A 17277-nucleotide genomic window follows, 5' to 3' on the forward strand; every position below is an offset into this window, starting at 1 on the left:
AGGGGTCTTTTTAAAGTGCTTTTTGATAGGCAGCCTCAGTTTTAGGATCAAAAGCCACCATAATGACTTCTTGAACCCAGCGGCTGGCTGCCAGAAATTCACGAATCGTTTTAATCGCAATGACTGCCGCCTGCTCAACGGGAAATCCATAGACGCCCGTGCTGATTGACGGAAAGGCGACCGTTTGGCAATGATAGTGCTCAGCCAGCTGCAGACTATTGCGGTATGAGTTTTTCAATAGATCAGCCTCACCATGCTCACCGCCATGCCAAATCGGCCCAGGCGTATGGATGATATACTTAGCCGGCAGCTGAAAGCCTGGCGTTATCCGAGCCTCTCCCGTTGGACAGCCATGAAATTTTTCACAGGCTGCATAGAGAGCTGGCCCAGCCGCCCGATGAATAGCACCATCAACACCACCGCCACCCATCAGTGTCGTGTTGGCAGCATTAACGATGGCATCAACCTGATATTTGGTAATATCACCGCGCTCTACTTTAATCGTTTTAGCCATTTTATCCGCCTTTCAAAGCTGCTACCAGATATTGACCCGCTTTTCTGGAGCCAGGTACATGCCATCGCCTGCTTGAACGTTAAAGGCTTGGTAGAACTCAGCTTGGTTTTGCGCCTGGACGTTGGCACGCAGCTTGTTTGGCGAGTGAACGTCAATTGAAAGCAGCAGCTGCATGTATTGATCGGTTGCCTTCATTCGCCAGATTCGGGCCCAGTTGATGAAGAACTGCCGAGCATCAAAGTCATCTTCTTCTTTGGCAGCGGCCAGAGCACAGCTCAAGCCACCCGCATCGGCAATATTTTCCGAAACAGTCAGCTTGCCGTTTACCTTTTGCCCAGCAAACGGCAGTCCATCAAACTCAGCAATCATTTTTTGCGCCAGTTGTTTAAAGTGCGCCAAATCGGCTTCCGTCCACCAATTATTCAGATTGCCATATTCATCAAACAAAGCCCCGTTATTGTCAAAGGCATGCGAGATCTCGTGTGCGATTACCGCGCCGATTCCGCCATAGTTTTCGCTGCTGGTCTGCTTTAAGCTGTAGAATGGCGCCTGCAGAATCGCCGCTGGGAAAACGATAATGTTCTTAAACGGATGATAGTATGCGTTAACCGTAGCGGCGCTCATTTCCCAACGCAGGCGGTCAACCGGCTGATTCCAACGGCTAAACATTTCCTTGGCGGCCGTTTTGCCCAATTGAATCATGTTTTCCAAAAGCGTAGCCTGCTCGTCAACCTTTAATTGATCATAAAGCGCTGGAATCTGATCAGGGTAGCCGACCTGAATTCCCAGCCGATCAAGCTTAAGAATTGCCTTGGCACGCGTTTTTTCGCCAAGCCAGTCATTTTGGGCCAGCCGCTGCTGATAGATTTTCACCATCTGTTCAACCATATGATGAACGTCAGCCTTGGCTTGAGGTCCAAAATAAGTTTTACCGTAATAGTCGCCAACTACCTGATCAAACGTGCCACGTGCCAGGCGATAGGCAAATTTGCGCTGGTCGGCAGGCTGCTTGGCTCCTGAAAGTGCTCGGCTAAAGCGGCCGCTGATCTCACGCAGCTCATCAGTCAAAAGGCCAGCCATTGAACTGATTTCATTGACCAAAAGCCAGCTCTTGAACCATTCAAAATGACCAGCCAGGATCTCATCAAGCGCGTCCAGATATCGCGGCTCCATTACGATAACCTGTTTTGGCTTGGCGCCAATCAATTCTTCAACTACCGCGGCCAGGTTCAATTGACTAGTGTGACCGGCAAATTCCGCCAGTGTTTGTGGATTGTACATCTTGCTGTAGTCAGCTGATTCTTCCGCGCTCTTGACATGAGGAACCAGCAGTGCATCAAACCGCTTGGCCTCTTCAATCAGCTTTTGAGCTGCTGCCGTTTCATAGCCCAGCTTATCCAGCAGCGTGGTCATCATCGCCGTCCAAAGCTGCATTAATTGTGGACCTTGTGGATTTTTAGGATCATAGTAGTTCTTTTCTGGCAGAATCAAGCTGGGGGCGCCGGCAAACAAAGCATAGACCTGTGCGTTTTTCATATCAGCATCAATATCAAAAGCTACGGGAGAAGTTACGCCATTAAGCATCAATTCGGCCCAGTGAGCTTGATAGTCAGCATAGCTCTGCAGATTTTCAATTGGCTGCAGGGCCTTTTTTAATGGGGCCGTACCTTCTTGATCGCGGCGCTTAAAATCCTTGGCTAAGCCATACAGTTTGATCATCTCATTAAAGCGAGCATCCGAACTCTTTTTTTGGTTGTTCAAAAACACATCGAAATCATTCATCAGCGTTTTATCTATATCATCAACCAAACTGTTAAACCCGCCAGTTGCCGGCCGATCTGCAGGAATCTTGGCCGTTTTTAGCCATTCGCCATTAACGGCTTCATAAAGGTCATCTTTAGCCTTTGCCAAATCAATCGTCATCATATCACTCCATCCATCGTTTTTATGAAAACAATCATAACAATTTTTAAGTTCCACGTGAAACAAAATCACCAGGCAGGATTCTGGCTACTCAAATGGGGCCAGCAGTGCATTGCGGGCCGTTGGCGAAAACCACTCAGCATGCAGCGCCAATAGATCTTTTACCTGTCCATAGTCATCTAATTGCCATCTTCCCTTAACCATGCCGGCCTGCTGCAGTGCCCGTGCCATTTCAATATCAGCTGCCTGCAGCATTTCTCGAAACAGGCCGCCTTCATTGGGATCCCAGTCACCATGAAGCATTGCTGCTGCATGCTGGAAAGTTTGATCATGTCGCATCGCTGCCATTAGATAGCTTGGCGAAAGCAACGGATACTCGTTCATCTTTAAATTCCTCCAATCTTAACGGAGCGCATCGCCGGACTCTTTACCGACAGTTCGCTTTCCGTACTCAGCAGCCATAAGACGTTGCGATAGCCATGCACTGCAAGCTCGCTTTCGCCCCAGCCATCCGTTAGAACCACAACCGTTGCCTGCTGTCGGCTGACGTGCTGTTTTTGAAGCCAGTCAAAAATTGCCTGAAAGCAAGTCCCGCCACCGCCAGTTCTTCGGTATGACACGTTTTTTCCGGGCAGCAGACGGGTTGCCTGCTCACTGTGTACCCTGGCATCAAAAGGAATGATTTCAACCTGCAAATTCAGTTGAGCAGTTAAATACTGCAGTTCGGTTAACACACCCGCAATTTCTTGATCGCTCATTGAACCGGAATTATCAACAAATGCATAGATATCAGCATTTAGGCGATCAATCTGTCCCGGCAGCTCCATTCTTAGCGGCTGACGACGATTAAACCTAGCGCGTGTATCCTGTTTGCCGCTTGGGATCCTGCCCAGCAGCCGAATCAAAAGCTGACGCCAGTTTAACGGCTCAGGGCTGCTCAAACGCTCAAGTTCTTCTTGAATCTCACCCGGTAACAGGCCACGATTCTTCTGACTGAGGCTTTTCCAGGCTTTAGACAGCAACGCCTTTAATCGTGCCTTTTGCAGGTCTGGGTTGTCAACCGACTGATCCGTCTGCCAGCCTTGATGACTCGCAGCAGCTTTTTGAGCTTTGCCAGCCTTTTTTTCACTGCGCTGCGAGTCGCTTTGATCATTGTCATCCAGCTTTCCCCAGGCTTTTTCGATTCGTCCCTGCTCAGCCGGCGTCAGATGCGTCAAGATCCGCAGATAGTACCTGGAATCACGATGCGCTGCTAAAGGCCGCTGCAGCAGTTTTTCCAGGTCAGCCAGCGTCATGGTTCCCTGGGGTGGCGTTTTTAAATATTGATTGACGGCAATATCCGTTGCTAAGGCCACTCTGCGCGGATGCGTACTGCTGGCATATCGTAATGGGTGCTGCCAGATTGCATGCAGAACCTCATGCTGCAGTCTAACGTCTAATTGATCGGCCGTCAGCTCGTTCAACTGGCGATCATTATATTCCAAGACCAGCTGATTATGCTGCCATGCCAAGCCAATTGGCGCATCCAGATCCTGATTTCTGGTCCGCGGCATCTCAAGCAGCACCTCACCACTTAGCCGCTGCGTTGTCAACAGACTGACGACGGCCTTGGTTAGGCGCTGTCTTGCTGTTTCATTCAAATCAGTCATCTAATCACCAGCTTCAACTGTAATCTGTTCCAAGAGCCGATACAGCTGTTCTTGGTCGCCGCCAGGATTTTCATTGGCAGCCTGATAAAGTGCCTTAATCTGTTCAGCAGCTGCTGCTTGTTCCCCCAGATCCTGAACTACGGCAAACCGGCCATCAGGACTCAGCGCGTACAGACAGTTCTTAAACTGAGCCGGGTACTGCGTGATTGGATACTTGGTCAATTCCTTAACCCACTGTCTTACTGCTGTTAATCGATCCACTTCGGCAACAAACTGCAGCTGCGTTGAATGGTCGATCAAATCGGCAACCGATAGCTGCTGACCATGCTGCGCAACAAATTTGGCAAAAGCAGCCCCGACTTCCGATCCCAGATCACCACTGAACAGATCAGCCGCCAGCGTTTCCTGTGTTTTCTCATCCAATTGTTCCAACTGCCGCAGATTGCCAGAAACCCGGGCCCAGGCTCGCGGTGTTGGATAAAGGTCCTTTTCATGATCGACTGGCGCCAAAAGATTAGGGTGCAGCCGAATATATTTGGCAACCAATTCATGAATCCGCGGCTGACCATCTGATTGAGGCTGTTGCGCCCACAAAAGCCAGTCATCAACCGCAGCTTTCATGACCAAGCGCACGGTCCGGTCACGAATGGCAGCATCTCCAGCCGTCACGCCATAGTCGCTGTCAGCAAAATTTTCCATCGTACTGTCCGGATTTTCGGCAATGACGATGTGTACTTGATCCGGTAATTTCAGCGAGTTGACCTGTCGCTGCAGAACCAGGTTCATCAATTCGCTTTGCACGGCCTGCGTACCACGATTAAACTCATCCAAAAACCAGATAATCGGCTGGTCAGGGTGCGCTTCAGCCTGCTTGACGATTGCCACCAGCGTTTCTGAATAGCCAAACTGAACATTAGCCAGCGTGCCATAATGCTGAGTGGTTACAAACGAGCGCTCCGTCAACGGTGGCACCGGAATTGCCAGGTCCCCTTTTTCCGATAGACTGACAACCGTCGTATAAAGCTTCGCCCCCATTGACGCGGCAATTTCTTCAACCAGCGCCGATTTGCCGATCCCGGCCTCACCAACGATACTAGGCACATTGCCAGCCTTGATCACCAATGGTACTGCAATCTTCATTTGTTGATAACTAAGCGACATTCAAATCATCTCCAACCATGCGTTAAATCATCTGCATCACGGCGCTTCATCTTTGAGACATATGGATTACCAGCTACAATAAAGCGGTATTTTTTTAGAGCGTCCTTTCCCTGAGCATTAACCCCTATTCGCGGTCCGGCAATGATTTTTGCAGGAATCCGCCGCTCAGTGCTTAAGTCAACCTGCAGCGCAGCATGCTCCATCGGCTGACCATCCATTGACCGCGACTGCACGCCAAGCGCCTGCATCAGCTTGCCCGGTCCATTGGTTAAGTTAAAGCCATCCTGGCTGCGATTTTCAATCATCTGCTCAATGCCCAACGCCGGCTCCAAGGCGCGAATCAAGATGCCCTGCGGCTCTTCTGGGTCTTGAACGACAATATCGACACAGTAATGCGAGCGTATCTGATAAATATAAAGATTACCAGGCATGCCATAAAGCGACTCTGAATAGTCAGTTCGCCGTCCCCCAAAAGCATGCGATGCTGAATCCTGCTCGCCGGTATAGGCTTCGGTTTCAACGATCCAGCCGCCAACATCGCCTTTGCGACCATGGAAAACCAAAAGCCGTCCTAAAAGATCCTTGGCAATCTGTGGGGTGGGGCGGTCCGTGAAAAATTTTTGATATTCTGAAAGCATTCGAAACCATCCTTTTTAAAAGTGCTTTAATGGTCTTATGATTTATTTTTCCAAGAGGTGACAGGAATTGAAATTAAAACTGGAACGCATCTATGATAAACCCGCTGATCTGGATGGCTGGCGCATTCTGATCGATCGGCGCTGGCCTCGCGGCATCTCTAAAGTTAACGCCCACTTGGATGAATGGGCTAAAGAAGCCGCCCCTAGCGAAGATCTGCGCAAATGGTTCAATCATGATCCCACTAGATTTGCCGAATTCAAGGAACGCTACTTGCAGGAACTAGCCAGCAATCCTGCTTATTTAGACTTATTGGCAAGCGTCAAAAAGCATCTGCAGACCGATAACGTGATTCTGCTTTATGGCGCAAAAGATCGGCAGCATAACCAAGGAATCATCTTAGCCGAGCTTATCAAACAAGAGCTGAATTTATAACCATTTTAACGCTGTTTACTAAAAAAGGCGCAATCGTTGCCGTTACGATTGCGCCTTGTCTTATGACTGCTGATCCAAAATGGCCAGTCCTTTGGCTAGCGTTGCTGAATCAACATCCGCTGAAAGGAATCGTCCCAGCGGCACCTCGCTGTGACGATCCTTGAATGCCATCGGTTCGCTTTTAACGATCATGACCATCAAGCCGTTTTCCGTCAGCATCAACTGACCGATCCGCCGAAATCTTCCTTTGGTATGTTTCCCTGTCCGCCAGGTATGCAGCCTGATCTGACCATTGGCATCATAATGCAGCTGATAACCGCCATTGCCATCATCTTCAACCGGCAGCCCCGTATAGCGACTGACAGGATATTGATCTTTTTTGCTCATCAAATTTCCTCTACTTTTCTGGCTGCGGACGTTGGCTGGTCAGTTCTGCCAAACGCTTGGTCAAACGATACAATTCACCGGACTGCAGCGCTTGAGCCCAGGTTCCTTCCTCAACTTCTTCCCAGTCAACGATTAAAGAGATCATCGCGCCAATCAAGCCAATATTATCCGACTTCAAGACTTGCGCAACGGTTTCTTCATCGACGCGCGGCTTAATTCGATTAGCCTTTAAAGTCTTGCGGTAATGGGGATCATATTCCGCACTGGCACGGAACTTGCGCGTGAATTCAAGCATCGGTTTGTCATACAGCGGATAGCCAACACGTACGATGCCATCTTCTGGATTACTGATGGTCCAGCCGATTTTACGATCAATCATGCTTTTGAAATATGGCAGGTATGCATTTAAATCCATAGGCTCACCTTCTTTTGTCTAAGTATGTTTAGTGTACCGCTTTTAGGTTGGTTCAATAAAGTGGTAGGCTAAAAGAAAACCAATTTTGGAGGTAGTTTTTATGGAAAAACCAATCGTTACCGCAGCCCAGATGAAACGCTGCGACAGCTACACCATCAATCACATCGGCATTCCTTCATTAGTTTTGATGGAACGAGCTGCGTTGGCCGTTCGCGATGAGATTCTCAATGCCCTGCCGATCTATTTAAGCCATGTCGTCGTTGTCGCCGGCAGCGGCAATAACGGCGGCGATGGTCTGGCAGTCGCCCGCTTGCTGAAGATTGCCGGTGCCCGCGTAACGATTCTCAACGTTGGCAATCCTGACCATGCCTCCCAAGAGCACCAGGTTCAAGCCCATATCTGCCAATACTATCGCATCCCGCAAACCAGCGACCTGAGCGTTTTAGATGAGGCCTCACTGATTGTGGATGCAATCTTTGGTATTGGCATTGATCGGCCGGTTGCTGGACACTACGTCGACGTTATCAAAGCCATGAATGATGCAAAAGCTTTTTGCGTCGCCGTTGATATGCCTTCTGGAATCAATACTGATACTGGCGCGGTCATGGGAATTGCGGTCAAAGCCGATCTAACCGTTACGTTTGCTTTCAACAAAATCGGGCTTACCCAAAACGAAGGTCCTCAGCATGCCGGCCGTGTCGTCATTGCCGATGATATGGGAACTTATTGGATTGATGAGCATGAACTGGCTGATAATCAGGATTAGTTATAGTCCCAACCAAGATCATTAACCGCGCTTCTTTGCCCAATAAAAAAAACGATTCGCCGTTTTGACGAATCGTTTTTTATTAGTTAGGCCCGTGACTTGTAGCTGCCATCCATCGTGTTGACGATGATTTGGTCACCGTTCTTGATGAAGGCTGGCACGTTGACAACCAGACCCGTGCTCATCGTAGCAGGCTTGCCACCGCCATCGATCGTTGCACCCTTGATCATTGGTTCCGTGTGTTCAACCGTCAGAACGACCGTCGTTGGCAGTTCAATACCAACCAGTTCGCTGCCAACAAAGTCCATTTGCACTTGCATGTTTTCAACCAAGTACTTCTTTTCTTCAGTCAGCTGTTCATCACTGATTTCGTATTGTTCGTAGGTTTCCATGTCCATGAAGACAGCCGTGTTGCCTTCATCGTACAGGTATTGAGCATTCTTCTTGTCCACGTTGACTTGTTCAACCTTTTCGGAAGGACGCATCGTCGTGTGCACAATGGAGCCAGTCCGAACGTCTTGGATGTCCATTTGCATCAACGTGTTACCCTTGCCTGGCTTGTGGTGGTTGATTTGCAAAACTTTCAGCAGCTTGCCGCCACGTTCAAAAACCATGCCCTTTTTCAAATCAATCGTTTGAATCATTGTACTAAGTACTCCTTTTATTAATTACTGAACGTGGCCACGCTTACCGTGAGCTTTTGATCGTTCAAATCTTCGCGATCGAGGCGTCGTTCATCGCCTTTTATCGTGTGCTCGCCATTGCACTGTCGCAATTTTAGCATCCACCTTTTACTATATCATGTAATCAGTTGATTTGCCCTGACAAACCCACTTATTTATTTACTTTTTTTGATCAACCATGTTGGCAGCCGGAATTCTGATCAGCGTATGCGTATCAGCCAGCTTGCCGCAGCGAACGCCCATCCCGTTTAAGACGGTATTGCGATATTTGATCGTCATTACGGCAACGAAAGCATGACCCGTTTTTGAGTCATAGGCCTTCAGCTTTTTCATATTCCAAGGATAGCCGGCTGCCTGACCAGTAACCAGGCGATCACTGTCAACGATCGTAGTGCCCCGCGCGTCAGTCGTCATTTTGGCATTATCCGTCCAGTAGGTGTAGGAAACGATCGGCCGCGTGCCGCCCTGAGCATGTTTGGCAATCACATAGTAGTAATCATTATCTTGACTGTTCAGCTGCAATGCTTCATATTCAGTTGTTATCTTAACGGCTTGGGTATCGTCGTAGGAAACGCGCCGGAAAAACGACAGATATGCCATTCCGCCCAGCCAGCCAAGCGCCAAGACAACCAGCACTACATAACGTGCAAACAATTTTTTGTCAAAACGGCGCTTCGTCTTGGCAATCAGCATCAGTTGCTTGACGCGGATGTAGTGAGTAACCCAGATCATAAAAACAATGGCCGCGATCCAAAGCAGCCATCCCAACCAGTTCCAATTCATAATTTTTGCTCCTAAATCAATGACCGTATTCGTGCGTCAGACAACATAAAAATCTATACATAAATTGTAACACATCGCGGCAATTGTTCCTTATTTCTCATGCCGTTATTAATAAAATAAGTTACAATAGAAGTATAAATAAAAACGCTTTCACCCATAAAAGTGGTGATGTGGCTAGTGTAGTTAACATTTGATTAGTTATTGTCTCTTTATATTTTTGCAATTATCCATGATGTGTTTGCATTCCGATCGCTAAGGGGGTAATGATTATGGAAATGGACGGATACAAAAAGCGTTTTGACTGGGCCAGTTTGATTTTGGGAATCGTACTGGTAGTACTGGGCTGCGTTTCAATCATGCACCCAGACAAATCGCTGCATCTGCTCTGTATCTTAGTTGGCGTTGGCTTGCTGCTGTTGGGGATCTATGAGCTTTGGGCCCGCAGCAAGATGCAGGAATGGCTCGGCTATCGTTCCGGCTGGCTGCTCGGTACCGGTATTCTAGACATCATTTTAGGGATTGTCTTTTTGGTATATCAAAACTTTGGTACGACCGTAATTGCCGTCATCTTCGCGCTCTGGTTCATTATCAGCTCAGCCAATGAATTAACGATTGCCGGTTTCTTCCGTCAGCTAAACGTTGGTTACTACTGGCTTTTGTTCATCCTCGACATTCTGGGACTGATCATCGGCGTAGTTCTGCTCTTCTCGCCGATGCTTTCGGCAATCACCATGGTTTGGCTGATTTCTTTCTACTTGATCGTGATTGGGATCGTAAAGATTGTTCAAGCCTTCTAGCATCTACGAAAAGAAAAGTTTACAATAAATATTGTAATATCGTACGTATGCAGCCATCGTCATTATGAATGATGACCAGGAAGGGAGAAAGTTTTAATGAGCGAACCAGTCAACAGTCTTGCAGCAGAAATCATCGAATTCGAACGGGTCCACGCAATGACCGACAACCAAGTCGCATTTGGCAGCCAATTGTCGGTTGAGCGCGTGCATGATATCAAGTCACAAAGCGATCTCGCTACTGACGAGGAAGCCAGTCTTTTGCGGCGCTTCATGCAGGCCAAGCACTAATAAATAAAAAACGCGTCTTAGCAGGCGCGTTTTTTATTTGCATATAAATCATCCAATTCTTCATTGAACGGCCGTAAAACGCCAAAATCGAGCAATTACGCCCCGATTTTCGTTTATCTGTCTTCTGGATAGTGAAAAGCCACCGCTAATGGTGCAGGTGTCAGCTTGGCCTCTGGATTCTTGATGCGTTTCATCAGTGTATCGATCAGCAGATCCGCCAACTCGGCAGTCGGCTGCAGAACCGTTGGCAATTCTGGCGTCAGCTCGCAAATCATCTTGGAGCCATCATACCCTGTAACGTGGAAGTCCTTATTGATTCGTTTGCCGGCCCGTACCGCCAGACGCATGATCTTTAAGGCATCAACGTCATTGGTTGCCATCACGCCATCATATTCCCCAGGAAATATCGTTTCAAGATTCGTTTTCTTGGCATCCAGCGGCACATACTCGATTTGGTGGGCGGAAAAACAGTCAATTGCCCCCTGGACTCGATTAAGCGTTGGCGAGACCGAGGTATCCTCGTCAATCAAAATTGCTGGATGACTGACGTTTTTAGCAATCAGGTACTCAGCTGCCATCTGTCCGCCACGATAGCTGTCAGCCGACACGATTGGAATATTGTCGGCCAGATAGCGGTCAAACGATACGATTGGGGCCTTGATTCGCTGATATTCCTCAATTCCAAGATTATGCGAGCCTGAAATAATGCCATCGACCTGGTTGGCCATCAGCATCGCCAGGTAGTCATGCTCAATATCTGGATTTTGGGCTGATGAGGCAATAATCGTTTTATAGCCCTTAGCAAACAGACGATATTCCAGATCATTTACTAATTCCGCATAGAATGGGTTAATAATGTTCGGGAAGATCAGGCCGATAAATTTGGATGGCTTCCCCTGCATCGCTCGCGCCAGAGCATTGGGCTGATAGTTCAGCTCACGCATTGCCTCATGCACCTTGTTAATGGTTTTTTCGCTTAGCGATCCATAGTTGTTGATGACGCGGGAAACCGTCGTGACTGAAACGCCAGCCAGCTTGGCGACATCTTTTAGTTTAGCTACCATATTCTTGACCTCGTTGAAATGATTGTCACACTATTATAGACCAATTTACGACAATTCGTCATTTTTTAAAATAAAAAATCGCATCAGCTTTAAGCTCATGCGATTTTTGTGAACTATTCGGCAGATCAGCTGAAACAGACCTTTAATTAGTTTTGTTCCATGACCTTTTCGCCATTAGCCGTAATCGTAAACGTCTTGTTGGCTGCATCGGCTTCCAGAACTGCTACGTTTTGGCCTTCCTTGTCCTTACGAGTAATCGTAATCGTTGTTTCGGTTGGCGTCTGAATGTCAATTGAACCATCCAGATCAAAGGCAGCAAATTCATTGCGCCAGCTCAGCAGCTTCAGCAGGTTGGCAACGACTGGACGCTGAACTTCCTTGGCCACTTCTTCTTTAGTGTAGTAGTGACGGTTGATGTTCCGACCTTCCTTAGTCTTTTCCAACAGTTCCAGGTCATTGGAGCCAGCCAGCAGACCAACGTAGTAAACCATTGGGATACCAGGGGCGAATACTTGGAAGGCACGTGCCAGCAGGTATGCACGGTCGTCATCGCCCAATGCGGAGTAGTACGTTGAGTTGATCTGGTAGATGTCCAGGTTGTTGTAGGCAGCTGAAGAGTACTTGCGCTTAACGTTGGCACCAACCTTGTAAAGCTCGTTGGAAGCGTAGTCGATTTCTTCATCAGTCAAGATATCACGCGCGTCAACGACCCCGATCCCATCATGAGTGTCCAGCGTCGTGAACTGCTTCATTGGACTCATCTTCAGCCACTTAGCCAGGCGGTTGGTCTTGCCAGAGTACAGCGTGTACAGCGTCGTCATTGGCAGAGCGAAGTCATATACAAAGTAGCCGTGTTGGGAAATCTTTTCAGGAATCGTGTAGTGTTCGTGAATTTCTGGCAGAATCTCTGCGTTGTAAGGAGCCAGGATCTCACGTACTTCATTCAGCAGATCCCAGATTTCTGGTTCAACGAAGAAGTCATTGGTACCGATCTTCTTAACGGCGTAGGCAAAGGCGTCCAGACGAATCAGGTCGGCACCGTGCTTAACCATGTCAGTCAGCGTCTGCTTGAAGAATTCTTGGGCTACCTTGCTTTTAACGTTGATGTCGATTTGTTCCTCACCAAACGTGTTCCACAGGTGTTCAACGGAACCATCGTCAAACTTGATTTCCTGCATTGGTGCCTTGTCCTTACGCTTGTAGATCAAGTCAACGTCTTCTTTGGTAGGACGATCTGGACCAGCAGCTGCCCAGAACTTTTCCCAACGAATGAAGAAGTCGTTGTACTTGGAGTCGTCATGGTTCTTCTTGAAGTCTTGGTACATAACCGACTTCTTGGAAATGTGGTTGATCATGAAGTCAAACATCAGGTAGTATTCTTCACCCAATGCCTCAACGTCAGCCCAGTTACCAAAAGCTGGATCAACAACCGTGTAGTCATAAGGTGCAAAGCCACGGTCACCAGTTGATGGGAAGAATGGCAGCAGGTGAACGCCACCGATTGCAGAACCGATGTATTCGTTCAAGACTTCATGCGTTTCCTTGATGTTTTTAGCCAGTGAGTCAGAGTAGGTGATCAGCATGGCTTTGTTCTTAATTGGCATGTTTAATCCTCCAAAAATATAAATTAGTTTTTCTTAGCTTGACGACGAGTAGCAATAAAGATAATCAAGGCAATCACCAGCAGGCCGATTCCGTATGGTACGAATGGTGCTGCCAGACTCAAACCAGCTTGCGGCTGTCCCATAATGTGGTTGGTCCATTCAGCAATCGTTGGTGAGAAGAAGGCCCCGAAGTTAAAACCGATCAGAATCATCGAGGTAATCAGCGGTTGCCGATTAGCAGGCGCAAGATCAGGCAGCAGGTTAAAAATCAAAGGAGAGACCAGCTGTAATGGGAACCCAATCAAAAGCAGACCAATGACCAGCATCACGAAACTGCGGTGACTGGCACCATAGGCAAACAGGAAGTTCGAGATTGCCATCAGAACCAGGCCAAAGTAAACCGTCCCAAATCCCATGACCTTCTTGATTGAGCCGTAGAACAAACCACCCAGCGTTGCTCCAATCAGCATCAACGACAAGAAGTTGGAAGATCCAGTGTAGCTGGCACCCTTAATGGCGACCGCTACCCCAGAGAAACGATTTTCCATGCCGACATAGTCAACAACCAGCAGGAAGGCAAACAAGATGAGCAGATAGACGACTGGACTGATCTTGCCCTTGTCTTCGCCTTCAACGGCTTCTTTCAATTCTGCTTCTTGTTTTTCTTCCTTTTCCTCAGCTGCTTCTACCTTGCTGTCGTCTGGAACGCGGGCAGCAAAGAAAAGTAGAACCAAGAAGGCCAGTGCGTAGACCAAAAATGACTGCCGCCAGCCAAATGAGCTCAGCAGCAAGCCGGCAATAAACAGGGTCGTGGCTTGACCGATCTGTTCGGCAGCTGCCCGCCAGCCCAGCATTTGAGCTCTTTCATTACCTTCATACCAAACTGAGATCATTGAAATGGCCTGCGAGTTATAGAGACCATAACCAGCCCCTAAGACCAATCGCGATGCCAAGACGATGCCATAGTTGCTGACAAACATTGGTACCAGCCCAGCCAGGCCAACGATGAAGACCCCCAGCATGATGATCTTCTTGTCAGAAATGTGGAACCAAGACTGCAGCAGCGGTGAAAGTACCACAAAGATCATAACGGCAAAAGATGGTGTGGTAACCAGGTATTCAGACTGCGTTTGCGTGATATGCAAAGCCGCCTTCAACTGTGGCAGCGATCCCTGAATCGCGTACGCACTGGTCACCATGAAAGAAACCGACAGAAAAGCCAGTTTCGTCACAATCGACTTTTTGTTGTCCATGTTGTTTTCCCCTAAAAGTTGTATTTAACGTTCTCAACAGACATTTTGATAAACGTTTATCAATTTCATCGAGAATTATTTTAACTTGTTTTAGTTTCTTTTGTCAATCGTTTATCAAAAAGATTTGAATCGCTTTCGCAGCTCTTAAATCTTATTTTCATACTTTTAATAGTCAAAAAGTAATTCTTTGTTTAATAGTTCGATCAGTGAAGAAATTTCTCAAGCATAAAAGTCTATTAATTTATAGTAGATTTTGGTCGTTTTCATTTAAAAATCAATTGACGTAACCCGTTGTGAATGCTACTTTTTAATTAGCTGCTATTCTTAACGAATTATTAAAAAATATAATTTCTAAATATATAGCCGACTTAACCACTGATCAGCTAGTTTTTTTAAAGGAGTATGCTCACGTATGAAAAATCCAATCATCGACGAAACGCATCAGCATTATAAGATGTACAAGAGCGGCCGGCAATGGGTCTTTGCCAGCATCGCCGCTTTAACCATGCTGACGGCGGCCGGCTCAGTTGCCCACGCCGATCAGACTGATCAAACCACTCATCAGATTACGGTCTCTGGCAGTACCAATGGCTCGGATGCCAGTCAAGATTCTGCCAGTCAGACCAGCGCTGCCGCATCCAGCGCCAGCCAGGCCAGTGCCGCAAGTACCACTAGTGCGCAAGCGACTTCTGAAAGTTCTGCTTCAGCTGCCAGTGCCGTTGCCAGCACCGCCATTCAAGCCAGCTCCGCTGCTGAATCAGCTACGGCTGCTGCATCCAGCGTCAGCGCTGCCAGTTCCAGCAATGCGGCTCAAAGTGCGGCTGCCACTCAGACCAGTGATGCTGCATCCAGTTCCAGCCAAGCAGCCGCCGCAACTACGACTTTAGCGGCTGCCAATACCGACACTGCCAGCAATCAGGTCGACTTGAGCTCGCTTTACTTCAGCAGCAATGCCAAGTCGCAAAACTTCATCGAAAGCGTGGCGCAAGGTGCCATCAATGGCTGGACCAAGTATGGCGTTCTGCCTTCAGTTACCGTTGCCCAGGCTATCTTGGAAAGCGGCTGGGGACAATCAGCGCTTTCCACGCAAGCTCACAACCTGTTTGGGATCAAGGGCAGCTACAACGGTCAGTATGTTACGATGCAGACGCGGGAGGTCTACAATGGTCAAAGCTACTACATCTATGACAACTTCCGTAAATACGCCAACAACTCTGAATCCGTTGAAGATCACGGCAACTTCCTTTACAGCAACAGCCGCTACGCCAACCTGCTGGGCGATCAGTCCTATGCCAGCGTAGCGCGCAAGCTGCAGGCAGACGGCTATGCTACCGATCCATCATATGCCTCATCTTTGATCAAGCTGGTAGAGATGTACAATCTGACTCAGCTTGACAACATCGCCTTTTCTGGCAAGCAGCCCGTTATCAACAACAAGAATGACTACAACTACTCCAACAGTGGCAATGCCGACAGCTCCAACGGCTACTACACCGTTCAAAGCGGCGACACGCTGTCTGGAATTGCCTTGAAGTTCTCCACGACTTCCAGTACGCTGGCACAATTGAACAGTATTTCTAATCCGAACCTGATTTATGTTGGCCAACGCCTGCTGGTCAACCAGAGCAGCAGCTCAAACTCCAGCTCCTCCAGCCAGTCCAGTTCTGCTACGACGAACACGGAAGCATCAGCTGCCAGCTACACCGTTAAATCAGGCGACACGCTGTCTACCATTGCCAGCCAGTATAATACGACGGTTAACCAGATCGTTTCGCTTAACCAGCTGAGCAATCCAAATCTGATCTATGTTGGTCAAGTCTTGAAGCTTAAAAACAGCCAGACAACCAACTCGTCATCATCATCATCGTCGACTGCTGCAACGACTGCCGGTACGTATACCGTTAAGGCTGGCGATACGCTGTCTGCCATTGCATCTCGCTACAGTACTTCCAGCAGTACGCTGGCTTCACTGAATTCATTGAGCAATCCCAACTTGATTTATGTTGGTCAAGTTCTTAAAGTCAGCTCAAATGCCTCGACCAATAGCTCAACCAGTTCTTCAGCAAACAGTACTGTAACGACTGCCGCTTCCTACACGGTCAAGGCTGGCGACACATTATCTGCCATCGCTGCCAAATACGGGACGACCTATCAGGCACTGGCTTCAGCCAACAGCATCAGCAACCCGAATGACATTTACGTGGGTCAGGTAATCAAGGTCAGCGCCACGGCAACTGCCACCAGTTCTCAGACTGCTTCTTCAGCCAGCAGCAACGGCAGCTACACGGTCAAGTCCGGCGACACGCTTTATGGCATCGCCTTGGCCAATGGCTTAAACTGGCAGACGCTGGCCAAGCAAAACGGCATCAGCGATCCAAACGTCATTTTCGTTGGTCAGAAGCTGAGCCTGTAATTCATCGTATTTGAAGCTTAACAGCCAGTCGGATTAGTTTCCGTCTGGCTGTTTTACCAAAATCATTTTTAGCATTTGACGCACCGTTTTGCGCTGCTTGAAATTTAAATGGCAGCGACCTATTATTGAAAGCATAACGTTTAGTACATCGTTACCAAGAAAGTAAGTGGTGTTGTGATCAATTACCGTTCAATGGAAATCGAAGACCTGGATGAAATCAGCCGTCTGTTCAAGCTCTTAGGACATCCCAAACGACTGCAGCTGCTGTATCTGCTGATTCAGCATTCAATGAGCGTTTCCGAAATCAGCAAAGCCTTAAACTGGGAACAGTCAGCCGTTTCTCATCAACTGCAGCTGCTGCGCAAATATGGGCTGGTTAAGCAGATTCGGCATGGCAAAACCATCATTTATCATTTACAGGACCCTAAAGTCATGACTTTGATTGCCGATGTCGTCAGTCATGCTGAAAAAATCGTTAAATCATCATAAAAAAACGCACTGGAAAA

The 17277-nt window shown here is 48.0% G+C and carries 19 protein-coding genes; 6 read left to right on the plus strand and 13 right to left on the minus strand.

Going from position 1 to position 17277, the window contains the following annotated elements:
* Positions 1-10: 10 nt before the first annotated feature.
* The 6 genes from ABC765_RS10805 to ABC765_RS10830 all read right to left on the minus strand — a co-directional run bounded on the left by ABC765_RS10805 (position 11) and on the right by ABC765_RS10830 (position 5885).
* Positions 11-514 (minus strand): O-acetyl-ADP-ribose deacetylase, encoded by a 504-nt coding sequence (locus tag ABC765_RS10805; protein WP_347953932.1) that lies wholly within the window; start codon positions 512-514, stop codon positions 11-13.
* 21 nt (positions 515-535) lie between these two features.
* A complete protein-coding gene (locus ABC765_RS10810; RefSeq protein ID WP_376751297.1) occupies positions 536-2437 on the minus strand; it encodes a M13 family metallopeptidase in 1902 nt (633 codons plus the stop codon).
* A gap of 87 nt (positions 2438-2524) precedes the next feature.
* The gene (locus ABC765_RS10815) at positions 2525-2821 is read right to left on the minus strand and encodes a hypothetical protein (protein WP_347953934.1); all 297 of its coding nucleotides are present in this window, start codon (positions 2819-2821) and stop codon (positions 2525-2527) included.
* A 2-nt stretch (positions 2822-2823) separates the two neighbouring features.
* Complete coding sequence (locus ABC765_RS10820) at positions 2824-4086, minus strand: VWA-like domain-containing protein (protein ID WP_347980427.1); 1263 nt, start codon at positions 4084-4086, stop codon at positions 2824-2826.
* Positions 4087-5247: an AAA family ATPase gene (locus tag ABC765_RS10825; protein WP_347953936.1), complete on the minus strand. Its 1161-nt coding sequence runs from the start codon at positions 5245-5247 to the stop codon at positions 4087-4089. It abuts the gene before it with no gap.
* Positions 5248-5252: 5 nt separating this feature from the next.
* Complete coding sequence (locus ABC765_RS10830; RefSeq protein WP_347953937.1) at positions 5253-5885, minus strand: DNA-3-methyladenine glycosylase; 633 nt, start codon at positions 5883-5885, stop codon at positions 5253-5255.
* Between the two features lie 67 nt (positions 5886-5952).
* Here ABC765_RS10830 and ABC765_RS10835 point away from each other — a divergent pair, with 67 nt between their 5' ends.
* Entirely contained in the window at positions 5953-6318 is a 366-nt protein-coding gene (locus ABC765_RS10835) for a DUF488 family protein (protein ID WP_347980428.1), read from the plus strand.
* A 60-nt stretch (positions 6319-6378) separates the two neighbouring features.
* Here the strand turns inward: ABC765_RS10835 and ABC765_RS10840 are convergent, their stop codons facing one another.
* Entirely contained in the window at positions 6379-6705 is a 327-nt protein-coding gene (locus tag ABC765_RS10840) for a hypothetical protein (protein ID WP_347953939.1), read from the minus strand.
* A gap of 10 nt (positions 6706-6715) precedes the next feature.
* On the minus strand, positions 6716-7120 hold the full coding sequence (locus tag ABC765_RS10845; protein WP_347953940.1) for a hypothetical protein: 405 nt from the start codon (positions 7118-7120) through the stop codon (positions 6716-6718).
* Positions 7121-7220: 100 nt separating this feature from the next.
* Here ABC765_RS10845 and ABC765_RS10850 point away from each other — a divergent pair, with 100 nt between their 5' ends.
* Complete coding sequence (locus ABC765_RS10850; protein WP_347953941.1) at positions 7221-7886, plus strand: NAD(P)H-hydrate epimerase; 666 nt, start codon at positions 7221-7223, stop codon at positions 7884-7886.
* A gap of 86 nt (positions 7887-7972) precedes the next feature.
* Here ABC765_RS10850 and efp read toward each other — a convergent pair whose 3' ends face one another.
* Positions 7973-8530: an elongation factor P gene (gene efp / locus ABC765_RS10855; RefSeq protein WP_006500841.1), complete on the minus strand. Its 558-nt coding sequence runs from the start codon at positions 8528-8530 to the stop codon at positions 7973-7975.
* 198 nt (positions 8531-8728) lie between these two features.
* The gene (locus tag ABC765_RS10860) at positions 8729-9352 is read right to left on the minus strand and encodes an LVIS_2131 family protein (protein WP_347953942.1); all 624 of its coding nucleotides are present in this window, start codon (positions 9350-9352) and stop codon (positions 8729-8731) included.
* A gap of 263 nt (positions 9353-9615) precedes the next feature.
* On the opposite strand from ABC765_RS10860, the gene ABC765_RS10865 reads away from it, so the two are divergent.
* Entirely contained in the window at positions 9616-10149 is a 534-nt protein-coding gene (locus ABC765_RS10865) for a DUF308 domain-containing protein (RefSeq protein ID WP_347953943.1), read from the plus strand.
* 96 nt (positions 10150-10245) lie between these two features.
* Entirely contained in the window at positions 10246-10437 is a 192-nt protein-coding gene (locus ABC765_RS10870; RefSeq protein ID WP_033934534.1) for an LBP_cg2779 family protein, read from the plus strand.
* A 113-nt stretch (positions 10438-10550) separates the two neighbouring features.
* Here the strand turns inward: ABC765_RS10870 and ABC765_RS10875 are convergent, their stop codons facing one another.
* The 3 genes from ABC765_RS10875 to ABC765_RS10885 form a co-directional block, all read right to left on the minus strand.
* Positions 10551-11501, minus strand: a complete 951-nt coding sequence (locus ABC765_RS10875) for a LacI family DNA-binding transcriptional regulator (RefSeq protein WP_347964151.1) — start codon at positions 11499-11501, stop codon at positions 10551-10553.
* Between the two features lie 146 nt (positions 11502-11647).
* Entirely contained in the window at positions 11648-13105 is a 1458-nt protein-coding gene (gene gtfA, locus ABC765_RS10880; protein WP_006500847.1) for a sucrose phosphorylase, read from the minus strand.
* 23 nt (positions 13106-13128) lie between these two features.
* Positions 13129-14358 carry an MFS transporter gene (locus tag ABC765_RS10885; protein WP_347953945.1) on the minus strand — a complete coding sequence of 410 codons (1230 nt, stop codon included), beginning with the start codon at positions 14356-14358 and terminating at the stop codon, positions 13129-13131.
* A gap of 412 nt (positions 14359-14770) precedes the next feature.
* Here ABC765_RS10885 and ABC765_RS10890 point away from each other — a divergent pair, with 412 nt between their 5' ends.
* Positions 14771-16771 carry a LysM peptidoglycan-binding domain-containing protein gene (locus ABC765_RS10890; RefSeq protein WP_347980429.1) on the plus strand — a complete coding sequence of 667 codons (2001 nt, stop codon included), beginning with the start codon at positions 14771-14773 and terminating at the stop codon, positions 16769-16771.
* Between the two features lie 192 nt (positions 16772-16963).
* Entirely contained in the window at positions 16964-17260 is a 297-nt protein-coding gene (locus ABC765_RS10895) for a helix-turn-helix transcriptional regulator (protein WP_045025473.1), read from the plus strand.
* The last annotated feature ends 17 nt before the right edge of the window (positions 17261-17277 follow it).

The organism is Limosilactobacillus sp. WILCCON 0051 (genome assembly GCF_039955095.1).
GTDB classification, from domain to species: Bacteria; Bacillota; Bacilli; order Lactobacillales; family Lactobacillaceae; genus Limosilactobacillus; species Limosilactobacillus allomucosae.

What these genes read in the sequence shown, in the direction of transcription:
- ABC765_RS10805 (WP_347953932.1), bottom strand. Translation starts at nt 514, where the DNA reads ATGGCTAAAACGATTAAAGTAGAGCGCGGTGATATTACCAAATATCAG.
- ABC765_RS10810 (WP_376751297.1), bottom strand. Translation starts at nt 2,437, where the DNA reads ATGACGATTGATTTGGCAAAGGCTAAAGATGACCTTTATGAAGCCGTT.
- ABC765_RS10815 (WP_347953934.1), bottom strand. Translation starts at nt 2,821, where the DNA reads ATGAACGAGTATCCGTTGCTTTCGCCAAGCTATCTAATGGCAGCGATG.
- ABC765_RS10820 (WP_347980427.1), bottom strand. Translation starts at nt 4,086, where the DNA reads ATGACTGATTTGAATGAAACAGCAAGACAGCGCCTAACCAAGGCCGTC.
- ABC765_RS10825 (WP_347953936.1), bottom strand. Translation starts at nt 5,247, where the DNA reads ATGTCGCTTAGTTATCAACAAATGAAGATTGCAGTACCATTGGTGATC.
- ABC765_RS10830 (WP_347953937.1), bottom strand. Translation starts at nt 5,885, where the DNA reads ATGCTTTCAGAATATCAAAAATTTTTCACGGACCGCCCCACCCCACAG.
- ABC765_RS10840 (WP_347953939.1), bottom strand. Translation starts at nt 6,705, where the DNA reads ATGAGCAAAAAAGATCAATATCCTGTCAGTCGCTATACGGGGCTGCCG.
- ABC765_RS10845 (WP_347953940.1), bottom strand. Translation starts at nt 7,120, where the DNA reads ATGGATTTAAATGCATACCTGCCATATTTCAAAAGCATGATTGATCGT.
- ABC765_RS10850 (WP_347953941.1), top strand. Translation starts at nt 7,221, where the DNA reads ATGGAAAAACCAATCGTTACCGCAGCCCAGATGAAACGCTGCGACAGC.
- efp (WP_006500841.1), bottom strand. Translation starts at nt 8,530, where the DNA reads ATGATTCAAACGATTGATTTGAAAAAGGGCATGGTTTTTGAACGTGGC.
- ABC765_RS10860 (WP_347953942.1), bottom strand. Translation starts at nt 9,352, where the DNA reads ATGAATTGGAACTGGTTGGGATGGCTGCTTTGGATCGCGGCCATTGTT.
- ABC765_RS10865 (WP_347953943.1), top strand. Translation starts at nt 9,616, where the DNA reads ATGATTATGGAAATGGACGGATACAAAAAGCGTTTTGACTGGGCCAGT.
- ABC765_RS10870 (WP_033934534.1), top strand. Translation starts at nt 10,246, where the DNA reads ATGAGCGAACCAGTCAACAGTCTTGCAGCAGAAATCATCGAATTCGAA.
- ABC765_RS10875 (WP_347964151.1), bottom strand. Translation starts at nt 11,501, where the DNA reads ATGGTAGCTAAACTAAAAGATGTCGCCAAGCTGGCTGGCGTTTCAGTC.
- gtfA (WP_006500847.1), bottom strand. Translation starts at nt 13,105, where the DNA reads ATGCCAATTAAGAACAAAGCCATGCTGATCACCTACTCTGACTCACTG.
- ABC765_RS10885 (WP_347953945.1), bottom strand. Translation starts at nt 14,358, where the DNA reads ATGGACAACAAAAAGTCGATTGTGACGAAACTGGCTTTTCTGTCGGTT.
- ABC765_RS10890 (WP_347980429.1), top strand. Translation starts at nt 14,771, where the DNA reads ATGAAAAATCCAATCATCGACGAAACGCATCAGCATTATAAGATGTAC.
- ABC765_RS10895 (WP_045025473.1), top strand. Translation starts at nt 16,964, where the DNA reads ATGGAAATCGAAGACCTGGATGAAATCAGCCGTCTGTTCAAGCTCTTA.